The 18,965-nt window shown below is 69.7% G+C and carries 18 protein-coding genes and 3 tRNA genes; 11 read left to right on the top strand and 10 right to left on the bottom strand.

The window, feature by feature from the left end:
- Positions 1-357: 357 nt before the first annotated feature.
- From BC793_RS36815 to BC793_RS36800, 4 genes are all read right to left on the bottom strand, one after another.
- On the bottom strand, positions 358-1,206 hold the full coding sequence (locus BC793_RS36815) for a Rieske (2Fe-2S) protein (RefSeq protein WP_203896567.1): 849 nt from the start codon (positions 1,204-1,206) through the stop codon (positions 358-360).
- Positions 1,207-1,242: 36 nt separating this feature from the next.
- The gene (locus BC793_RS36810; protein WP_109601056.1) at positions 1,243-2,592 is read right to left on the bottom strand and encodes a dihydrolipoyl dehydrogenase family protein; all 1,350 of its coding nucleotides are present in this window, start codon (positions 2,590-2,592) and stop codon (positions 1,243-1,245) included.
- Positions 2,593-2,826: 234 nt separating this feature from the next.
- Positions 2,827-4,149: a cryptochrome/photolyase family protein gene (locus BC793_RS36805; RefSeq protein ID WP_109601054.1), complete on the bottom strand. Its 1,323-nt coding sequence runs from the start codon at positions 4,147-4,149 to the stop codon at positions 2,827-2,829.
- Positions 4,149-5,036, bottom strand: a complete 888-nt coding sequence (locus tag BC793_RS36800) for a phytoene/squalene synthase family protein (RefSeq protein WP_109601052.1) — start codon at positions 5,034-5,036, stop codon at positions 4,149-4,151. The genes BC793_RS36805 and BC793_RS36800 overlap by 1 nt, the downstream gene beginning before the upstream one ends.
- Positions 5,037-5,158: 122 nt before the next feature.
- On the opposite strand from BC793_RS36800, the gene BC793_RS36795 reads away from it, so the two are divergent.
- From BC793_RS36795 to BC793_RS36755, 9 genes are all read left to right on the top strand, one after another.
- Positions 5,159-6,232 (top strand): polyprenyl synthetase family protein, encoded by a 1,074-nt coding sequence (locus BC793_RS36795; RefSeq protein ID WP_109601050.1) that lies wholly within the window; start codon positions 5,159-5,161, stop codon positions 6,230-6,232.
- 33 nt (positions 6,233-6,265) lie between these two features.
- On the top strand, positions 6,266-7,747 hold the full coding sequence (crtI, locus tag BC793_RS36790) for a phytoene desaturase family protein (RefSeq protein WP_109601048.1): 1,482 nt from the start codon (positions 6,266-6,268) through the stop codon (positions 7,745-7,747).
- Positions 7,744-8,367, top strand: coding sequence for an isopentenyl-diphosphate Delta-isomerase (idi, locus tag BC793_RS36785; protein ID WP_109601046.1), 624 nt, complete (start codon positions 7,744-7,746; stop codon positions 8,365-8,367). The genes crtI and idi overlap by 4 nt, the downstream gene beginning before the upstream one ends.
- A complete protein-coding gene (locus tag BC793_RS36780; protein ID WP_109601045.1) occupies positions 8,357-9,511 on the top strand; it encodes a MerR family transcriptional regulator in 1,155 nt (384 codons plus the stop codon). Before idi ends, BC793_RS36780 begins: the two co-directional genes overlap by 11 nt.
- Positions 9,512-9,682: 171 nt before the next feature.
- Positions 9,683-9,755 (top strand) — tRNA-Glu (locus BC793_RS36775).
- Positions 9,756-9,813: 58 nt separating this feature from the next.
- Positions 9,814-9,887 (top strand) — tRNA-Asp (locus BC793_RS36770).
- A gap of 13 nt (positions 9,888-9,900) precedes the next feature.
- A tRNA-Phe gene (locus tag BC793_RS36765) sits at positions 9,901-9,977 on the top strand.
- Between the two features lie 517 nt (positions 9,978-10,494).
- Positions 10,495-10,896 carry a hypothetical protein gene (locus BC793_RS36760; RefSeq protein ID WP_239170587.1) on the top strand — a complete coding sequence of 134 codons (402 nt, stop codon included), beginning with the start codon at positions 10,495-10,497 and terminating at the stop codon, positions 10,894-10,896.
- A gap of 698 nt (positions 10,897-11,594) precedes the next feature.
- Positions 11,595-12,950 (top strand): hypothetical protein, encoded by a 1,356-nt coding sequence (locus BC793_RS36755; RefSeq protein WP_146246619.1) that lies wholly within the window; start codon positions 11,595-11,597, stop codon positions 12,948-12,950.
- Positions 12,951-13,023: 73 nt separating this feature from the next.
- On the opposite strand, the gene BC793_RS36750 is transcribed toward BC793_RS36755, so the two are convergent.
- The 4 genes from BC793_RS36750 to BC793_RS36735 all read right to left on the bottom strand — a co-directional run bounded on the left by BC793_RS36750 (position 13,024) and on the right by BC793_RS36735 (position 17,271).
- Positions 13,024-14,118 carry a calcium-binding protein gene (locus BC793_RS36750; RefSeq protein ID WP_109601041.1) on the bottom strand — a complete coding sequence of 365 codons (1,095 nt, stop codon included), beginning with the start codon at positions 14,116-14,118 and terminating at the stop codon, positions 13,024-13,026.
- Between the two features lie 169 nt (positions 14,119-14,287).
- The gene (locus BC793_RS36745; RefSeq protein ID WP_146246618.1) at positions 14,288-15,670 is read right to left on the bottom strand and encodes a calcium-binding protein; all 1,383 of its coding nucleotides are present in this window, start codon (positions 15,668-15,670) and stop codon (positions 14,288-14,290) included.
- 109 nt (positions 15,671-15,779) lie between these two features.
- Positions 15,780-16,724 carry a calcium-binding protein gene (locus tag BC793_RS36740; protein ID WP_109601037.1) on the bottom strand — a complete coding sequence of 315 codons (945 nt, stop codon included), beginning with the start codon at positions 16,722-16,724 and terminating at the stop codon, positions 15,780-15,782.
- A 67-nt stretch (positions 16,725-16,791) separates the two neighbouring features.
- Positions 16,792-17,271, bottom strand: coding sequence for a permease-like cell division protein FtsX (locus tag BC793_RS36735; RefSeq protein ID WP_109601035.1), 480 nt, complete (start codon positions 17,269-17,271; stop codon positions 16,792-16,794).
- Positions 17,272-17,401: 130 nt separating this feature from the next.
- On the opposite strand from BC793_RS36735, the gene BC793_RS36730 reads away from it, so the two are divergent.
- A complete protein-coding gene (locus tag BC793_RS36730; protein ID WP_109601033.1) occupies positions 17,402-17,710 on the top strand; it encodes a hypothetical protein in 309 nt (102 codons plus the stop codon).
- Positions 17,711-17,716: 6 nt separating this feature from the next.
- Here the strand turns inward: BC793_RS36730 and BC793_RS36725 are convergent, their stop codons facing one another.
- Positions 17,717-18,106: a hypothetical protein gene (locus BC793_RS36725; protein WP_109601031.1), complete on the bottom strand. Its 390-nt coding sequence runs from the start codon at positions 18,104-18,106 to the stop codon at positions 17,717-17,719.
- 50 nt (positions 18,107-18,156) lie between these two features.
- On the bottom strand, positions 18,157-18,507 hold the full coding sequence (locus BC793_RS36720; RefSeq protein WP_109601079.1) for a hotdog fold thioesterase: 351 nt from the start codon (positions 18,505-18,507) through the stop codon (positions 18,157-18,159).
- A 200-nt stretch (positions 18,508-18,707) separates the two neighbouring features.
- On the opposite strand from BC793_RS36720, the gene BC793_RS36715 reads away from it, so the two are divergent.
- The gene (locus BC793_RS36715; RefSeq protein WP_109601029.1) at positions 18,708-18,962 is read left to right on the top strand and encodes a hypothetical protein; all 255 of its coding nucleotides are present in this window, start codon (positions 18,708-18,710) and stop codon (positions 18,960-18,962) included.
- Positions 18,963-18,965 lie beyond the last annotated feature (3 nt).

Genomic DNA, 18,965 nt, shown 5'->3' with positions numbered 1-18,965 from the left:
TCAAGCACCCTGTTGAGTTCTCAAAGAACAACCGCACACCATCAAAACGTTCCGCATCCGCGGCCCGTTTCCCCGGGGCACTCGCTCTACTTTACTAGGCCTTCTCGGTGTTGTCAACCGGTTTATCCCGGTTGGCTCCGATCTGCCCTAGTATCTCCACACCGAGGCGCACGGCTGGGCCGTGTTCCGAAGTTCGAAGATTTTCCGTCAGGACGGCCGGCCGGGCCCCAAAGTTCAGGTCCCGCTCGCTCGCCCGTCTCCCTGGCGGCTCCCAAAACATTACCCGCTGGTCTCCCGCCCTCCAAACCGGGGGTCACCCTACGTTGTTTCCGCAGCTCGGAGGCGTTACTGCGGGGTTCACGGCCGACGTACCTCGACCATGCCGTCCCGGACCCGGACCGGCAGCACCGGCTGGTCGTTTCCCGCCGGCCCGTGGATCACGGCGCCGTCACTGATCCGAAACGTGCTCCCGTGCCACGGGCAGACCACACAACCGTCGGAGACCTCGCCCTCGCTGAGCGGGCCACCCTCGTGCGAGCACCGGTCGACGAGCGCGCTGACCTCGTCGCCCTGGCGGAAGAGGAGCACCGCGGTGTCACCGACCCGGCGTGCGGCCGGCTTGCCCTCGGGCAGCGAGGCGAGCGATCCGGCCACGGTCCACTCCTCCGGCACGCGCGCGACCTCGGGTGCCGCGTGGCTGATGCCGCCGCCCTGGGCGTACGAGAGATGCCCTCCCAGGAAGGCGCCCGCACCCGCGACCGAGAGGCCAGCGAAAGCCAGCGCCCTGCCCTGCGTGGAGTGCCCGGTGAGCCGGGCGATCAGCGAGCCGGCGTAGAGGCCGGTGGCCACTAGATTGGTGGCGGCGTGGACGAGCCCGATCCGGCGGCGGTCCTTGGTCATCTCGGACCAGTCGACCCATCCGGCCACCGCGGCCGGCAGCACGCCCGCCACACCGACCCCGATGAGGACGGTCGGGGCACTGGACCGGGACCGTGACGGGAGTAGGTCGAGGATCGCCGCGGAGAGGAAGGCCCCGACCGGGACCTGCACCAGCACGGGGTGGAGTGGATGTCCCATCCAGCTCCCGTGGAGCGCGTCGCGCAGGGTGCGCGGCCGGACCGCGGACGAGACCGCGGCCTGGAGTTTGTCGCTGGCGCCGTCGAGGGCGTCCGCCTGTTCGATCCGGGTGAGCACCTGCCGCAACATGTATTGGCGGTGCCCGCCCGGATCCGGCCCAAACGTTCAGAGGGCCTTCAGTGCGTCGCCGATGCCGCGGTGGAAGGTCGGGTACGCCCAGATCTGACTGAGCAGCGTCGTGATCGGCACCTCGGCGTGGATCGCGACGGCCAGCGCCCCGATCATCTCGCCGCCGGCCGGGCCCGCGGTGGTGGCGCCGACCAGCACGCCCCGGCCGGCGTCGGCGACGACCTTGATGAACCCCTCGTTGCCGGGCCCGTGCACGAAGCCGCGCGAGGTGGCGCTGAGGGGGACGTGGCCGACGCGGACGTCGGCGAAGGAGGAACGCGCCTGGGATTCGGTGAGCCCGACCGCGCCGATCTCCGGGTCGAGGAAAGTGACGCGGGGCCGGGCACGATAGTCGGCGCCGGGTCCGCCCTGGCCGAGGATGTCCCGGACGGCGATGTCCGCCTCGTACATGGCCATGTGGGTGAAGGCGCCGTTGCCGGTGACGTCGCCGACCGCCCACACCCCGTCGGCGGCACGCATCCGGTCGTCGGTGGTGAGGAAGCGGGCCGACGGGTCGAGACCGATGGTCTCCAGGCCGAGGTCACCGAGGCGGGCGGCCCGGCCGGTGGCGACGAGCAGTTTCTCGCCGGTGACCGTGCTGCCGTCGGAGAGTTCCACGGTGAAGGAGCCGTCGTAGGAGACCTTCGAGGCGCGGACCCCGGTACGGACGGTGGCGCCGATCACCGCGGCGGCCACCTCGGAGGACTCGGGCTCCTCCATGGCGAGGATCCGATCGGAGCCCTCGATGATCGTGACCTGGACGCCGAAGCGGACGAACACCTGGGCGAACTCGCAGCCGATCGCGCCGCCCCCGAGGATGACGAGGGACTCCGGCAGGGTCGCGGTCTCGACTGCCTCCCGGTTGGTCCAGTACGGGGTGCCGGCGAGACCGTCGATCGGCGGGATGACGGCGACGGTGCCGGTGGCGACGACCAGGGCGCGCGAGGCGGCGTACTCCTGCTCGCCGACGCGGACGCGGCCGGGACCGGTGATGGTGGCCCGGCCCCGCACGAACGTCCCGCCCTTGCCGGTGAACCGGTCGACGGCGACCTTGTCGTTCCAGTCGTCGGTGGCCTCGTCGCGGACCCGGCGGGCGACGGGTGCCCAGTCGGGTTCGACGGTGGCGGAGCCGGCGAGGCCGGGGATGCGGCGGGCCTCGGCGAGTGCCGAGCCGGCCCGGACCATCATCTTCGTCGGGATGCATCCCCAGTACGGGCATTCGCCGCCGACCAGGGTGTGTTCCACCCCGATCACGTCGAGCCCGGCCGCGGCGAGTCGTCCGGCGGCCTCCTCACCGCCCACACCGAGTCCGATGACCACCACGTCCACGTTTCGCACGTCGCCCATGGGTGTCAGCTAACCACCGACGGGTTTCCTCATGTGGGCGGTGCGATGGCCGATTCAGGACCGGTGCGGAAGCGGGTCACACCGAGGAAGCGGCGGTCATGAGGGGGCGATGGCGGGCGTTGGCTGGCGCTCACCATTCTCATGGCCGCCATCGGTGTGTTCGGGAGATCGCACCGTGAAGAAAAAGACCCGCCGGAAGAAGGTTTGACGGACGCAACCGCCGGCGGGTCCCGTTCACCGCAGCCAGACCGCCTCGTCCCGGTGTGATTCGAGCGGGCCGGGGTAGTCGAGGCCGCGGAATTCCGACTCGGGGAGACGCCACGGCTGGTGCACAGCGGCGCCGTCGATCCCCTTCAACTCAGGTACGTAACGACGAACGTACACGCCTTCGGGGTCGAATCGGAGCGCCTGCCGAATCGGGTTGAAGCGCCGGTAGGGCCGGGTGTCGTTGCCCGTGCCGGCGGTCCACTGCCAGTTTCCCGAGTTGTTGGGCACGTCTCCGTCGAGCAGCCATCGCGAGAACCAGGCGACGCCGAGCCGCCAGTCGATGCCGAGATGTCTGGTGAGGAAGGCCGCGGTGATCAGCCGGGCCCGGTTGTGCATCCAGCCCTCTTCGCGCAGCTGGCGCATCCCGGCGTCGACGACCGGAACCCCGGTGAGCCCGTCCTTCCAGTGCTGCAGGGCGTCGTCGTCGTAGCGCCAGTCGCGGTCGGCGGTCGTGCGCAGCGCCTCGGTGGCCAGGTTCGGGAAGACCCGGGTGACCTGGTAGTAGAAGTCGCGCCAGCAGAGCTGGCGGACGAAGGCGTCGGCACCCTGGTCGCGGGCCGCTTCGGCGAGAGCGAGTGGCGAGAGACAACCCCAGCGGAGGTACGGGCTGAGGCGACTCGTGCCGTCGCCGGGTAGGTCGTCGTGCGCTTCGGCGTACCCCTGAAGGTCCTGCCGCAGCCACGTGGTGAGCCGGCGCCGGGCCGCGGTCTCGCCACCCTCGCAGGCGTGTGGTGATTCTCCGGCCGGAAGGCCGGGCAGGGCGCCGGGGGTGAGGCCGTCGGGAAGGGTGACCCGTTGCGGTGCCGGTGCCTGGGCCCGCCACGGTGCCGCGGACCAGGATCGGAAGTAGGGCGTGAAGACCTTGTAGGACTCGCCGCCGCCGCCGGGCCGCACCGCGCCCGGTGGGACGACGGTGACGCCGGGGTGGAGGTCGAGGGCGATGCGGTGGCGTGCGCACTCGTCGTGGAGGCGGTTCTCGCGGCGGCGGGCGTATCCGCTGACGTCGGCCGCGAGGGTGATCGTCTCGGCGCCGGTGTCGCGGGCGGCGCGGATCGTCTCGGTGACCGGGTCGCCCTCGCGGACGACCAGGTCACCGCCTCGGTTCCGGAGTTGTTCGCGCAGATCGGCGAGGCTCTGGTGGAGGAAGCGGGTGCGGTTCGGGGAGAGGCCGGTGAGTTTCGGGTCGAGGACGTAGAGCGGGACGGTCCGGTCGGCCGTGCATGCCGCGGCGAGGGCCGGGTTGTCGTGCACGCGGAGGTCCCGGGTGAGCAGGACCACTGCGGTACGCATCACGCCGCCAGCTGGACCGGGGTGCCGGGCCGGGTGAGCAGGCTGCGTACGGCGACGGCGGCGCGGCGGTGGTTGGGGACGGTGGCGCGGCGGCCGAAGACGTCGTAGTCGATCGCCTCGATCTCGTCGAGGATGCCGCCGTAGAGCTGGAAGGCGGTCCGCATGCAGGCCTGTGAGGCGGGTTCGAGCAGGGGGATGCCGGGCGCGGCGAGGGCGTAGTGCTCGCGGGCGCGGGCCACCTCCGCCTTGATCAGCGCCTTGATCGCGGGGGTGGCGACGCCCTGCTGGAGGATCCGCCGGGTGACGCCGAACTCGGCCAGGTGCTCCTCGGGCAGGTAGACGCGGCCACGTTCGAGGTCCTCGGCGACGTCCCGGATGAAGTTGGTGAGCTGGAAGGCGAAGCCGAGCTGGCGGGCCGGTTCCCGGGCGGCGATCGGGTCGGAGGAGCCGAGGATGGGCAGCATCATCGTGCCGATGACGGCGGCCGAGCCCTCCATGTAGTCGAGCAGGTCGCCGTAGGTGGGGTAGCTCGTGACGGTGATGTCCATCGTCATGCTGCGCAGGAACTTCTCGAAGTCCTCGAGGTCGAGGTCGAAGACGGCGATGGTGTGCAGGACGGCGGGGAGCAGTTCGTCGTCGGTGGGTTCGCCGCGGAGTCCGTCGAGGAACCGGTTTGACCATGCGGTGAGCAGGGCAGCCCGCTCGGCAGAGGGCCGGGATTCGGTCCGGTCGACAATTTCGTCCGCATATCGGGTGAATCCATAGAGGGCGTGCACATGCCGCCGCTTCCACCCCGGTAGCAACCGGGTCGCCAGGTAGTACGTCCGCCCGTGCTCACGGTGCAGTTCGCGGCAGCGCTCGTAGGCAGCTGCCAGGTCGGTTTCCACTCCGGGGCCTCCGGTCATGAGCTTGTCCAACTCAAAAACTCGTCCGACTCGAAAAACTCGTCCAACTCAAAATCGACGCACGAATCGACGCAACTTCTGAAAGTTAGGGTACGGTACTGAGCGTGGCCAATCACACCCTCGAGGGAAACCGTCTTGAAGCGATCCCTCGCCAGCCGGTCTCGCACGGAGCGCTGATCGGCGCCGTCGAGGGCACGCTGGCCGACTTCCTCGCCTGCCAGATCGCCTCCCTGGACACCGTCGACCCGGCCCTCGGTGGGTTCGCCCGCACCGCCCGTGACCTGGTCATGGCCGGGGGCAAACGCATCAGGCCGACCTTCGCGTACTGGGGCTGGCGCGGCGTCGTCGGTTCCACCGAACCGGTCGAGGGCGTTTTACCCGCCCTCGGCGCACTTGAACTCATGCACACGTTCGCGCTGGTCCACGACGACCTGATGGACCGCTCCGCCACCCGGCGCGGCCGGCCCACCGCACACCGGCTGTTCGCCGCCCAGCACGGCGAGCGGTTCGGCGACTCGGCCGCCATCCTGGTCGGCGACCTGTGCCTGATCTGGGCCGACCAGCTGCTCGCCCGGACCGCGCTGCCGCCCGCCACCCTCCTTGAGGTGCGCACCCGCTACGACCGGATGCGGGTCGAGGCGGTCGCCGGGCAGTACCTCGACGTGCTCGGCGAGACCGACCCGGCGGCCTGGTCGGTGGAGCGGGCGCTGCTGGTCGCGCGGCACAAGACGGCCAGCTACACGGTGCAGTGGCCGCTCGGCTTCGGGCTGGCTCTCGCGTCCAGCGGCGGGGATCCCGCGCTCGAGGAGGCGTACCGGATCTACGGCCTCGCCGTCGGTGAGGCCTTCCAGCTGCGTGACGACCTGCTCGGCGTCTACGGCGACCCGGCGGTGACCGGGAAACCCGCCTGCGACGACCTGCGGACCGGCAAGCCCACCACCCTGCTCATGCTGGCCCGGCGACTGGCCACCACCGCACAGCTCGACGAGTTCGCCGTGGCCGGTATCGCCCGGCAGGCGGAGATCATCGCGGCGACCGGGGCACCCGCCCAGGTCGAGGAGATGATCCGGGCCAGAGTCGAGGAGGGTGTCGCGGTGATCGCCGACGCCCCGGTCCGCCCCGAGGCGCGCGCCGCCCTGATCGAGCTGGCCACCGCGGCCACGCACCGACCGGCATGATGTCCTATCTCCCCCTCTTCTTGGAGCCGTGACGTGCGAATAGTGACCGGACCGACCGATCGGGTCGTCATCGTCGGCGCCGGACTCGGCGGGCTCGCCTGCGCCCTGCACCTGGCCGCGGCCGGCCGGCAGGTCACCGTCGTGGAACGGGAGCCGGTCCCCGGCGGCCGGGCCGGGCGGCTGTCCACCGGCGGATACGAATTCGACACCGGCCCCACCGTGCTCACCATGCCCGAGCTGATCGCCGAACCCCTTGAGGCCGTCGGCGAGAACCTCAGCGACTGGCTGGAGCTGAGCCCGCTCGACCCGGCGTACCGGGCGTACTACCCGGACGGGTCCACCCTCGACGTGCGGACCGACACCACCCGGATGGCGGCCGAGATCGCCCGGGTCTGCGGCGCCCGCGAAGCCGACGGCTACCTGCGGTTCGTCGACTTCACCCGGCAGCTCTGGCAGCTCGAACGGGATCACTTCATCGACCGGAACCTCGACACCCCGATCGACCTGCTCAACCTCAACCTGCTGAAACTTCTCGGGATGGGCGCGTTCCGGCGGCTCCAGCCCAAGATCGACCAGTATTTCCGTGATCCCCGTACCCAGCGGATCTTCTCGTTCCAGGCGATGTACGCCGGTCTCGCCCCGCACGACGCGATGGCCATCTACGCCGTCATCGCCTACCTCGACTCGGTCGCCGGGGTCTACTTCCCCAAGGGCGGCATGCACGCCGTACCGAAGGCGCTGGCCGGCGCCGCCGAGAAACACGGCGTCACTTTCCGTTACGAAACCACGGTCGAACGGGTCACCACCGCACACGGCCGCGCCACCGGCGTCATCACCGCCGACGGCGAACACATCCCGGCCGACGTGGTCGTCCTCAACCCCGACCTGCCGGTCGCCTACCGCGACCTGCTCCCGGCCCGCCGCCTGCGGAAACTTCGCTACTCCCCGTCGTGCGTGGTCCTGCACATCGGTTCCCGCCAGGCCTATTCCAAGATCGCCCACCACAACATCCATTTCGGTACGGCGTGGAAGGGCACCTTCGACGAGATCATCAACAAGGGTCTCCTGATGAGCGACCCGTCCCTGCTGGTGACCAATCCCACCCGCACCGACGCGACGGCGGCGCCCGACGGCCGGCAGACCTACTACGTGCTCGCCCCCACCCCCAACCTCGAGTCGGGGCCCATCGACTGGCGCGGCGGCATGGACCGGCGCTACGCCGACGAGCTGCTACGTGTCCTCGAAAGCCGCGGCTACATCGGATTCCGGGACGGCGTCGAGGTCCAGCGGATCATCACGCCCGCCGACTGGGCCGACGACGGCATGGCCGCCGGCACACCCTTCGCGGCGGCGCACACGTTCGCCCAGACCGGCCCGTTCCGGCCGTCCAATCTGCACCCCACCCTGCCGAACGTCGTCTTCACCGGTTCCGGCACCCAGCCCGGCGTGGGCGTACCGATGGTGCTGATCTCCGGGAAGCTGGCCGCCGGCCGGATCACCGGAGGCCCCGCATGACCGTCCCCTCCCCGTCGCGCACGGCCGGCGGCTCCCGGGAGGCCGAGCTGGTCGAACTCGTCGACAGCGCCGGCGGCTTCACCGGGACCGCCACGGTCCTCGACGCCCACGAGGCGCCCGGGATGCTGCACCGGGCGTTCTCGGTCTTTCTGCGCCGGCCCGACGGGCGGGTGCTGCTGCAACAGCGGGCCGCCGTGAAGACCCGCTTCCCGCTGCGGTGGGGCAACACCTGCTGCGGGCATCCGGTGCCCGGCGAGGAGGTCGCGGTCTCGGCCGGACGGCGGCTGCGCGAGGAACTCGACGGTCCGGCGGTGACTCTGCGTGAGGTCGGCGTCTACGTGTATTTCGCCGAGGACCCGGTCACCGGGCGGGTCGAGCGGGAGTACGACCACGTCCTGCTCGGTGACGTACCGGCCGACATCGAGTTCCGGCCGGACCCGGCGGAGGTCGCGAAGCTCCGGTGGGTGACGGTGGACACACTGCTGCAGGAGGTCGAGGGGTCGCCCACGGCGTACGCCCCCTGGCTCGAAGGGGTGACCCGGCGCCTCGCCGACCACCTGACGGCACAGCCCCCGGTCACCTTGACGGAATCGGCAGCGGAGCTGTCGGGTGGCGAATGACGGCCTGAGTGCCGGTGCCGCCGCTCGACGTCTCGGCGTCGCGGTGACCACGTTGCGGACCTGGCACCAGCGGTACGGCCTCGGGCCCAGCCGGCACGAGCCCGGACATCATCGGCGGTACACCGTCGAGGACATGGTCCGTCTCCAGGTCATGCAGCGACTCACCGCGCAGGGTGTGGCACCGGCCGAGGCGGCGGCGTGGGCGCGGCGTACCTCCGATCCCGCCGCCCTTTCCTCTTCGGCCCCGTCTCCTTCGGTCCCGTCTCCTTCGGGCGCTGACTCGGCTCTTTCGGGCCCCGAGGTCTCTCCAAGTCCCGAACCTGAGGCCTCGGCTTCCCATTCGGGGCCGTCGGTCGATCGGGCTCCCCGTCCGGGATCGCTGAGGCCCGAGGATTCGACTGAACCGGCCCTGCGGGCCGCGGCCGCCGCCGCGCGGGCGTCGATCCTGTCGCTCGTCGAGTCCGGGGCTCTGATCGCCGATGCGGATTCCGGTGAGGGACGGGCCGGAGGTGGGCAGACCATCGCGCTCGGCCCACGCGCCGATCCGGCCGCCCGGGGCCTGGCACGGGCCGCGATGCGCCTGGATGCGCCGGCGATGCGCTACATCCTCGATGCGGCCGTCACCCACCGTGGCGTGGTCTCCGCCTGGAACAAGGTGATGATGCCGGTGCTCATCGGGATCGGCGAACGGTACGAGGCCACCGAACGATTCATCGAGGTCGAGCACCTGCTGTCCCGGTCGATCACCGAGGCGCTCAGTATCGTGCCGCGGCCGCCACGGGAGCTCACCCCACGGGCCCTGCTCGCCGCAGCCGACGAGGAGCAGCACACCCTGCCGCTGGAGGCCCTGGCAGCCGCACTGGCCGAGAACGGGGTGCCCAGCCGTCTCCTGGGGGCACGGGTGCCGGTTCGGGCGTTGCTGGACGCGGTGGACCGTACCGGGCCGGCAGCGGTGGTCCTGTGGTCGCAGTTGCCCGGCACCGGCGACGTGGTCCCGCTGGAGCTTCTGCTGTCCCTGCCGCAGCCGCCGCTCGTCGTCGCGGCCGCCGGACCGGGCTGGCCGATCGCCGATCTGCCCCCCATGGTGACCCCTCTGAGCGGCCTGGCCGAGGGGGTTCGGGTCGTATCGGCCGCGTGCGCCTGACGTTTCCCCTGGTCAGAGGGGGGTCTGCAAGAAAGGGGGATACCGATTTGAAGATCAGGACAGCCATCGCATATGCTTTGCATGCCTCAAGCGGGGGGCGCGGTTGGGGCCAGAAACCACCAAGCGTTGCCGATCGCGCAGCCAGCGCGATGTGCAATGATGGCGGAAGATGCCCTCATCGTCTAGTGGCCTAGGACGCCGCCCTTTCAAGGCGGTAGCACGGGTTCGAATCCCGTTGGGGGTACTGGTAGGTTAGTGGTCGCAAGCCACTAGCAAGCCAAGGCAAGACAGTTACAAAGCAAGGTCCTGTGGAGCAGTTGGAGTGCTCGCCGCCCTGTCAAGGCGGAGGTCGCGGGTTCAAGTCCCGTCAGGACCGCAAGCAAGTTCACGGCCAGGTAGCTCAGTTGGTACGAGCGTCCGACTGAAAATCGGAAGGTCGGCGGTTCGACCCCGCCCCTGGCCACCAGGCCTCTCGCCGGGCACTGAGCACCGTCCACCTGCGGAAACGCACGGTGGACGTTCTGCTTTCCAGAGTCTTTTCGGTTCCCCTCCGGCTTTTCTCCGGTTCCCCTTCGGCTCCTCGAAGTCGGCCTCTGGTGACCCGAGCTCCCCATGATCGCCGTTGGAGTTCTTCGGTCGCTGCACGCCGATCCTCCCCTGCCCCCTGCCGCCGCGTCGGGCTGGGACCGGTCAGTGGCACTCGACACACCTCGGTGATCCGAGGCGCCTCTTGCTCGGCGCTCCGCCCTCCCCTCCCTCTTGCTCGGCGCACTACCCCGCCTCTTGTTCGGCGCACTACCCTGCCTCTTGTTCGGCGCACTACCCCGCCTCTTGTTCGGCGGACCGCCCCGCCTCTTTCAGCGGACCGCCTCCCTTCTTTTTGGCGCAGCGGTTCGCCTCTTTCGGCGCAACCCCACCTCTTTTGAGGGCGAGCCAGCCTCTCTTGAGGGCGAGCCGCCAAGTGGCACGGCAGCGATCGCCGGATGTCCACGATGGCGCCCGGCACGAATGCGATCGTCACGGCCTGGCATCGCACCTACCCTGGTGGCCGAGTCACGGAACCGGGAGGCGCGACGATGGCCATACCTCGGAAAGGCAGCCGTCTGATCACCGTCGACGGCACGCTCTACCGCTGGGCGGTCAGAGCCAAGCCAACCTACTGCCAGGGGCTCGACTGGGGACCGCTGACCTTCGCCGTCGAGGACGCCCACGCCCCGGGACAGGTTCTCTCGGTGAGGACCAGCTCGCCGCGGCTGGACAACTGGCTCAGCCTGCCGGGAAAGCCCGTAACGCCTCTGACGGTCGAACAGAGCGTCCGGGCAGCCCTCAACGCCGGCTGGCAGCCGAACCGCAGCGACGGCGTCTTCTTTCACCTTGAGGGGTGAAGCATCCGGGCAGGAAACAGCCGGTGCCGGCGGGGTCCGCGAGAAGGACGAACGCGACCAGGCACAGGACGCCAGAAAGACGGAGGCGGCGTGGCGCTACCTCCCCGCGATCGAAGGCCGAACAAGGAGATCGCCAAGGCGTTGCCCGCTACGGCGGTGCTGTCCGGCCCTTTCAACTCCACGAAATCGATCCGGGATTCGCCAGGATCGACGACTGCCGACGCACAGCAGTGGGCGCCGCGGCCGGAGCCAGCTGATCTCGCTCAGGAGTGACAGCCGACACATCAAGTCCAGCGACGGCAGCGCACACGATCGCTGAACGTGGGCTCCTGCCATTGCCCTGACCGCGTTAAACGCACACGATCCGCTGATCGTGTGCGCCTATGCGCGCCAGGACGTATCAAGAGCCCACGTTCAGCGATCGTGTGCGCGGACCAACGTCGCCGGCACCGACGGCCTCCAAGGCTCTCCAGGCGACGAGAGCGTCACGGAACCGACCGTCGGCGGGCGGGGGGCGGCGCAGCGATGCGGGAGTCGGCCTCCAATGAGGACCGCCGGGCTTCGAGCAGGGTTCGGACCGCCTCGCCATCGGCTGGAAAGGTGACTCTCAGCGGCACCTTGCCCCGACTTGCACCACTCGATGGCTCGAATGAAAACCGTGGATGGACTTCCGAAAGCAACGCTCCAATACTCAAGGGATGGACGTGAATACGGGGGGTAGTTCCGCTGAAAGGCCCGCGGACGTCGTTGTCGAACTGAGTGCGGCTGAGGCCGCGGGCGGCACTGCCAAGACGATTGCCGCGCCGCCGGACGGTACGCCCGTCCTGATCTATTTTCCGCCGGGTGCCCGCGACGGCATGGTGCAGAACGTCGACCTGCCCTGGGTCGACCCGGCCAGCGGTGCGGCATCCACGCGCACCGTGTCGGTGGCCGTTCGTGTTCTTCCGGCCGGGCCGTTCCCCACCGCGGCGGCCGGTGGTGCTGCCCCGTTCGGGCCGGGCTATCCCCAGCCCGGCTACGCGCCGGCCGGATACGCGCCCGCCGGTTTCGCCGCCCCTCCCCAGCGCCGGTTCGGCACCCGTGCCCGGGTCGTCGCCGGCGCCCTGGGGATCGCTCTCATCGGTGGCCTGTGTCTGGTGCCGACCCTGTTGCGGGACAGCAACGCCGACACCACCAGTGGGGTCTCCGGCCTCACCTCGACCACGACCGCGACCCAGCAGACGGAGGCGGCGGCCACCCCTACGACTCCGCCGCTGGAGCCGGCCGCGTTCCAGGCTTCGCTTGACGACGCCAACCGGCAACTGACCGCCGCGGTCGGCAAGCTGCGCCAGGCCACCACTCCGCGGGCCGTGTCCGGCGCCGCCGACGCCCTGGCCGAGGCGGTCCGTACCCAGACGTCCGCCCTGTCCGGGTTGACGCCGCCGGCCGCGGTCAGTTCGGCGTACAGCGATCTCGTCTCGGCGCTGTCGGCTCTGGAGGACGAGTTGACGTCGGTGTCCAGCTCGGCGGACAGCCGCAGCGTCTGCACCGGCGGCTCCGCCAGTACCGCGTTCAGCCGGGCCGGCGCCGCCGGCGACCTGCGGACCGCGATCACCGCGCTGGCCGCCGCCGATCCGGGTGCGAAGTACCGGTTCGGCTCGTTCCTGCCCGGGGCGACCAAGGATCAGAATCGCCGCAAGGCCAACGGCAGCTACCTGACCCGGACCACCGGCGGCAGTGGCCAGCTCAAGGTCGACAACGGCAACAATGCGGACACCGTGATCAACCTGGTGAAGGTGGGTTCGAAGAAGCCGGCCGTGTCCGTCTACATCCGGGGGAAGAAGAAGGTCACGACGGGCCGCATCAAGGACGGCACCTACCAGGTCTTCGTGTCCTCGGGCGCCGACTGGGACGGCAAGCGTTTCACCCGCGACTGCCAGTTCAGCAAGTTCGACTCCAGCTTCAAGTTCACCACCACCTCCCGCCAGTACACGATCTGGGAGCTGAGCCTGAAGGCGGTTCTGGGCGGTAACGCCCGCTCGTCCGACGTCGACCCGGACTCGTTCCCCAGCTGATCGGGACAACGGGAAACGGCCCGGCCGTACGGCAGATCGCCGCGCGGCCGGACCGTTCCGGTGTCGGGGTGGATCAGGCGATCGCGGCCACGCGGGCCTCGATGGCCGACGGCTTCGCGGAGAGGCTGCTCGCGCCGAAGCTGTTCACGTAGTCGGCCCACTTCTTGTACTCGCAGCTGGAGTACTTGGCGCCCTTGAGCGCGATGCAGAGGTCGACGCTCGCGCCGCCGTACAGCTTGTCCTTGGCCTTGGCGCTGCCGATCGGCAGGATCTTGCTGTTGATCGACTCGCCGATCAGCACGTCCGCGCCGGCACCACCGGTGAGGGTGTCGTTACCGGACTCGCCGAGCAGCGCGTCCTCGCCGGCACCACCGGAGACGGTGTCGTTGCCGGTGCCGCCGTAGATCTCGTCGGTCCCGGCCTCGCCGTAGATGGTGTCGCTGCCGGAGCCGCCCCAGACGGTGTCGCCGTTGAAGTCGGCGTCCTCGCCGGAACCGGCGTAGATCTTGTCGTTGCCGGTCTGACCGGAGATCTTGTCGAGGCCGTTCGCGCCGTTCAGCAGGTCGGCGCCCGGGCCGCCGTAGAGCGTGTCGTTGCCGTCCTGGCCGAAGACCCGGTCGTTGCCGTCGCCCGCGGAGACGCTGTCGTTGCCGCTGTAGCCGTAGACGGTGTCGTTGCCGGCGGCACCCCAGATGGAGTCGTTGCCGCCGCCACCGTAGACGGTGTCGTTGCCGGCGGCGCCGTCCAGCCGGTCGGCGCCCGAGCCGCCGGAGAGCGTGTCGTTGCCGTAGCCGCCGGTGGCGGACAGGGTGACCGCGGTCTGGTTCTTGACCCAGTCGTTCAGGTCGCCGAGGTTCACGTTGACGCCGGTGGTCACGCCGGTCGTGGTGCAGGTGACCTTGGTGGTGTCGCCGGCGACCGCGGTGCAGCCGGTGCCCGCCTTGATGGCGACCAGGTCGTCGAGGGTGACGGTCTGGCCGGAGATGGTGATGGTGAGGCCGTTGGACTTCCCGGCCTGCGCCGTGAACTCGACCGTGCCGGACCCGGCGATCTGGGCGGTGCCGGCGGGCGCGGCGGCCAGTGCCGCAGCGGAGAGGAGCCCGGTGGACCCGATCGCGGCCGCGGTGACGCCGACGGCGGCGATGGTGCGGCGGTTGAGCAAGAACATGTGAGTTCCCCCGTGTCGAGGTAGGCGCGAAAAGCCGGCCGACCGTGGCCCCGATCGTAGAACGCTACCGTTTCGACGTCACCAGAGTTTCGCGTGATGTGAATCACTCTCGCAAGACGAACGGCCCGGCTGCCGGAGCAGTCGGGCCGTTCGATGAGTAATGCGGGCGTTACTGGCGCGCCTTCGCCGCCTTGATCGCCTCCGCGAGTTCGGCGGGCGGCGTCACGACAGTCGCCTTACCGGCGCGGGCACCCTGCGCGGCCGCCAGCGGCTCGCAGTTGACCGCGGTGGAGAACGCGGTCACGAAGCACGCGTCGTTGTGGGCGCCGCCGTCGGCGTAGTCGACCGCGTTCGGGTCCTCGATGAGGGTGTAGTCATCGTCGGTCCACTCGCCGATCACCAGGTCGTCCTCGGAGGATCCCAGAACCTTGTCGTTACCGAATCCGCCCTCGATCCAGTCGTCGCCGACGCCGCCGTCGATGGTGTCGACGCCGTCCTCACCGTTGACGAAGTCGGGGTCACCCTCGCCGTAGACGGTGTCGTCGCCGGCACCGCCGTAGACGGTGTCGACAACGGTTTCGCCCGCGGCGTTGGCGCCGATGCCGCGGCCGGCCCAGACGGTGTCGTTGCCGCCGCCACCCACGATGTAGTCGACACCGTCGGCGCCCGAGATGGTGTCGTTGCCGTTGCCGCCGTAGACGTCGTCGTTGCCGGTGACGGCGTAGACGGTGTCGTTGCCGTCGCCACCGACGATCACGTCGCCACCGGGTCCGGCGTTGACCCAGTCGTTGCCGGCGGCGCCGTCGATGTCGTCGTCGCCGTTGCCACCACTGATCGAGTCGTAGCCGTCCTCGCCGTAGATGTCGTCGTTGCCGTTCTCGCCGTAGACGGTGTCGTTGCCGGTCTCGCCGTGGATGATGTCGTTACCGTCACCACCGGCGATGATGTCGTAGCCGCTGTCGCCCCAGATCGTGTCGTTGCCGGCGTGGCCCCACACCCGGTCGAGGCCGTAACCGCCGTCGACATAGTCGTTGCCGGCGCCGCCGTAGATCTGGTCACCGTCGGACTCGCCGAACAACTGGTCGTTACCGCCGTTGCCGTACAGCCTGTCGACACCGTAGGAGCCCTGCAGCTGGTCACGGCCGGGGCCACCGGCGAGGGTGTCGTTGCCGGCGCCGCCGAAGGCGAGCAGGAAGACCGAGGTCCTGTTGTTGACGGAGTCGTTCTTGTCGCCGAGGGCCGCCGTGATCTGTGCCGTCTTCTTCGACGTCGTGCACCTGACCCTGGTCTTGTCACCCTTGACGGCCTTGCAGCCCTTGCCGGCCTGGATCGCCACCTTGTCGTCGAGCGTGACGGTACGCCCGGAGATGGTGATGGTCAGCGCGTTCGACTTGCCGGTCAGCGCCTGGAACTGGACCTTGTTGCTGCCGACCACCTTGGCGAGGCCGGCGCTGGCCGCCTGCGCGGGGTTGGCCAGAAAGAGGGAGGACGTAGCGACCGCGACGGCGGTGGCTCCGATCATGGACAGGGTTCGGCGATTGACGAAAGCCACAGTGGAGTCCCCGTTCGAAGCAGACGGGCCGGACGGTGGGCCCGGCCACGCTGCATCGATCGTAGGACGCTACCGTTCCGACGTTCCGCCCGTATTTAAGTGACGCTCATCACTCGATGGGAGTGCCCGGGGACACCCGGGCGACGGCGGCCGGGCCGGCTGCGGCCACCGCGGTGAACCACTCGCAACCCGAGGCGCTGCCCCGGCTGGAGGACTCCAGGCAGATGTCGCCGATCGAGGTGTTGACGCCGGCGTAGAGCCGGTCCGCAGCGGTCGCCGATCCGGACGACACGCCCTTGTTCCCGACCACCTTGTAGATCTCGCCGACCAGGGTGTCGTCGCCCGCCTCACCGGCGAGGGCGTCGTTGCCCACGTCGCCCATCAGGAAGTCGTTGCCGGCACCGCCCCAGATCCGGTCGTTACCGCCCCAGCCGCGGACCTGGTCGCTGCCCACACCGGCATAGACGGTGTCGTTGCCGGCCTGGCCGTGGATGAGGTCGTTGCCGGCCCCGGTGGCGATGGTGTCGTCGCCCGAACCGGCGGCGACGTAGTCGTACCCGGTGCCCCCGACGATGTGGTCGGTGCCGGAGTCGCCGAACAGTTCGCCGCGGCCGTTGCCGCCGTACAGCCTGTCGTTGCCGGAACCACCCTGGAGCTGGTCGGTGCCGGGACCGCCGACCAGGGTGTCGTTGCCGGTGGAGCCGCCGGCGAGCATGAAGACGCCGGTGTGGTTGCGGACGTAGTCGTTCTTGTCGCCGAGCGCCACCTTGATCGTTCTGGTGGCCTGGCTGGTGGTGCACCGCACCTTGGTCCGGCTGACCGACCGGCAGCCCGTGCCGGCCCGGACGGCGACCCGGTCGGTGATCGTGACGGTGCGGCCCGAGATGGTGACCGAGACCTTGTTGGTCTGGCCCATCAGGGCACGGAAGCTCACGGTGTTCTTACCCGCGGTCGCCAGGCCGGCCGAGGCGGCCTGGGCGGGCGAGGCGAAGAGGACGGTGGAGGCGACGGCCACAGCAGTGGCGCCGAGTACGGACAGGTGCTTCACGTTCATCTCTGAACCCCCGTTCGAGTGCTTGCGGAGCGAAACCGGACGGTACCGGCCCGGGCAAGATCATTGATCAGCACCCCAGTTCGGCTCCCGGGCGGCCGCTCTCCGGTCGCATCACCACGCGGATCCGATCGACGCCGGCCATCTTCCGGATCGACGGGAGCGGCCCACAGTCGAAGTCTCGGCCCACAGTGGTCAGATGCAGCGACTCCGGCATCGTGGCGGCCTCGATTCCCTCCATCTGGGTGGGATCGCCGGAGACCCGCTGGCGCAGTTTCTCGTACGCCTGCTCCCGTGACTCCACCCGCACCCCGTCGACGGCCGGCAGCGTGCCGAGGGTCCGTTGCACCGCCGCACGCTGACCGGCGTCCGCGTCCGGCTGCATGAAGACCGCGACGGTGAACTCACGCTCGGGTGCATAGCGCCAGCCGGCCAGGAGCATCGCCGCGGTGGAGGCGACGGAGCCCAGCACGAGCGCCGCCGCGGCGACCGCGAGCAGTTGCAGCCAACGTCGGCCGGAGGGGTCGTCAGTCGGCTGTGGATCAATCATGATCCGCAAGCTATATCAACGGACGGTGATGCGGTTGTCCACACCCCGCATGGAAGGCCTTGAAGGCGCCCGCTCGGTGCTACAGAGTGTGTCGGGATCGGTCAAACTCCGGACGCAAGGAGGCGTCGCCGTGAACGGCTTCTCGAATGATGCGGAGAACGCGGCCTACACCCTCGCCGAGGCGCTGAGCGAGAAGGCGCTCTCCTGCATGAAACACGCGGAGGAGGCGGCCGAGGCGTTCCGCTCCGGGCGGGTGGCGATGCGCCGGCAGTTCCGGGCGCGCGGGCTCTCCGAGGCGGAGGCCGACATCCGATGGGCGGGTACGTCGCAGGCGTCCCGGGCGATCGCGGACAACGAGTTCTTCATGTCGCAGGCGTCGATGTACAACAACGCCGCTGCCGCGCAGTACGCGAAGGCCCTCTACCTCAAGGGTAAGTAGGTAGGCTCAGGCCGCCCGGTGGCGCAGGGTCGCGACCGTGGACCCGGCCAGGGCGAGCAGGCAGTCCGGGAGTGTGCCGTCGGCGATCGCCGCGCCGAAGAGTGCCTCACCGGTCGGGAAGTCGCCGTTGACGTAGGCGCTGACGAACCGTGCCACCCAGCGCTTGTCATACCGCGCGTCGTCGATCCCGGGGAACTCCAGGGTCCACGCCCCGCCCGGGGGGAACTGGCCCACCATGGTCGCGGCGAGGCACCACGCGACGTCCCAGGCACCGACCACACCGTCCCGATCGACGACCGCGTCGAAGGTGTCGGCCACAGCCGCGGTGTCGCCGGTGAGCGCACACTGCAGGACCTGCGCGGCGTCATCGAATGCGTGCTGTGGTACGTCGGTCACGTTGGAAAAGGTACGTCGGGCGGTCAAGGAACGCACCCGGACGTGGGAATTCATGCACCCCTGAGCAGGCAGGTGATCCTGGCGGTGCACACCCGTTCGCCGGACTCGTCGGTGAGGACCACCTCGTACGTCGCCACCGCCCGGCCCCGGTGCACCGGAACGGCGACTCCGGTCACCAGACCCGAGCGGGCCGCCTTGTGGTGGGTGGCGTTGATGTCGACGCCGACCGCGAACGGACGGTCGACGGTCTGCCCGTGCAGCACCGCCCCGACCGAACCCAGCGTTTCGGCGAGCACGCAGGAGGCCCCACCGTGCAACAACCCGTACGGCTGGGTGTTGCCTTCGACGGGCATGATTCCTACGACCCGTTCCGCCGTGGCCTCGGTGATCTCGATACCCATGCGTTCCGCGAGCGCACCACCGCCACCGCTGGTGAACAGGTGTTGCTTACCGTCCTCAGCGATATCCACGTCGGCGTACCTTACGCCCGTTCAGGAGCGGCACCAGCGACAACCGTCACAGGTCCGGGGACTGTTCGATTGATCCGCTGGGTACAGACGGGCACACCGCCGGGCCCTGGCGGCCGACGAGAGGAAACCTTATGAGCGAGCCGCAGGAGATCATCGAGACGCGCGGTGACGACCGTGTCGACCTGTTCAAGAAGGACGCCAACGGCGACGGCCGTACCGATGTCTGGGTCTCGGACACCGATGGTGACGGCAAGCCCGACCTCTTCCAGTTCGACACCGACGGCGACGGCAAGGTCGACGTGACCATGGTCGACCTGGACGAGGACGGCACCCCGGACCTGATCGTCGACGGCGACGGTGGGCTGCCGCCGGAGGGCACGGTCTGAGAA

It is taken from the genome of Actinoplanes xinjiangensis (assembly GCF_003148685.1).
Lineage (GTDB): Bacteria > Actinomycetota > Actinomycetes > Mycobacteriales > Micromonosporaceae > Actinoplanes > Actinoplanes xinjiangensis.
This window is presented reverse-complemented; position numbering and strand designations above follow the sequence as displayed.

Excerpts from the sequence above, each read along its gene's own strand:
- BC793_RS36815 (WP_203896567.1), bottom strand. The coding sequence starts at position 1,206 with ATGTTGCGGCAGGTGCTCACCCGGATCGAACAGGCGGACGCCCTCGAC.
- BC793_RS36810 (WP_109601056.1), bottom strand. The coding sequence starts at position 2,592 with ATGGGCGACGTGCGAAACGTGGACGTGGTGGTCATCGGACTCGGTGTG.
- BC793_RS36805 (WP_109601054.1), bottom strand. The coding sequence starts at position 4,149 with ATGCGTACCGCAGTGGTCCTGCTCACCCGGGACCTCCGCGTGCACGAC.
- idi (WP_109601046.1), top strand. The coding sequence starts at position 7,744 with ATGACCGTCCCCTCCCCGTCGCGCACGGCCGGCGGCTCCCGGGAGGCC.
- BC793_RS36760 (WP_239170587.1), top strand. The coding sequence starts at position 10,495 with ATGTCCACGATGGCGCCCGGCACGAATGCGATCGTCACGGCCTGGCAT.
- BC793_RS36755 (WP_146246619.1), top strand. The coding sequence starts at position 11,595 with ATGGACGTGAATACGGGGGGTAGTTCCGCTGAAAGGCCCGCGGACGTC.
- BC793_RS36750 (WP_109601041.1), bottom strand. The coding sequence starts at position 14,118 with ATGTTCTTGCTCAACCGCCGCACCATCGCCGCCGTCGGCGTCACCGCG.
- BC793_RS36740 (WP_109601037.1), bottom strand. The coding sequence starts at position 16,724 with ATGAACGTGAAGCACCTGTCCGTACTCGGCGCCACTGCTGTGGCCGTC.
- BC793_RS36735 (WP_109601035.1), bottom strand. The coding sequence starts at position 17,271 with ATGATTGATCCACAGCCGACTGACGACCCCTCCGGCCGACGTTGGCTG.
- BC793_RS36720 (WP_109601079.1), bottom strand. The coding sequence starts at position 18,507 with ATGGGTATCGAGATCACCGAGGCCACGGCGGAACGGGTCGTAGGAATC.
- BC793_RS36715 (WP_109601029.1), top strand. The coding sequence starts at position 18,708 with ATGAGCGAGCCGCAGGAGATCATCGAGACGCGCGGTGACGACCGTGTC.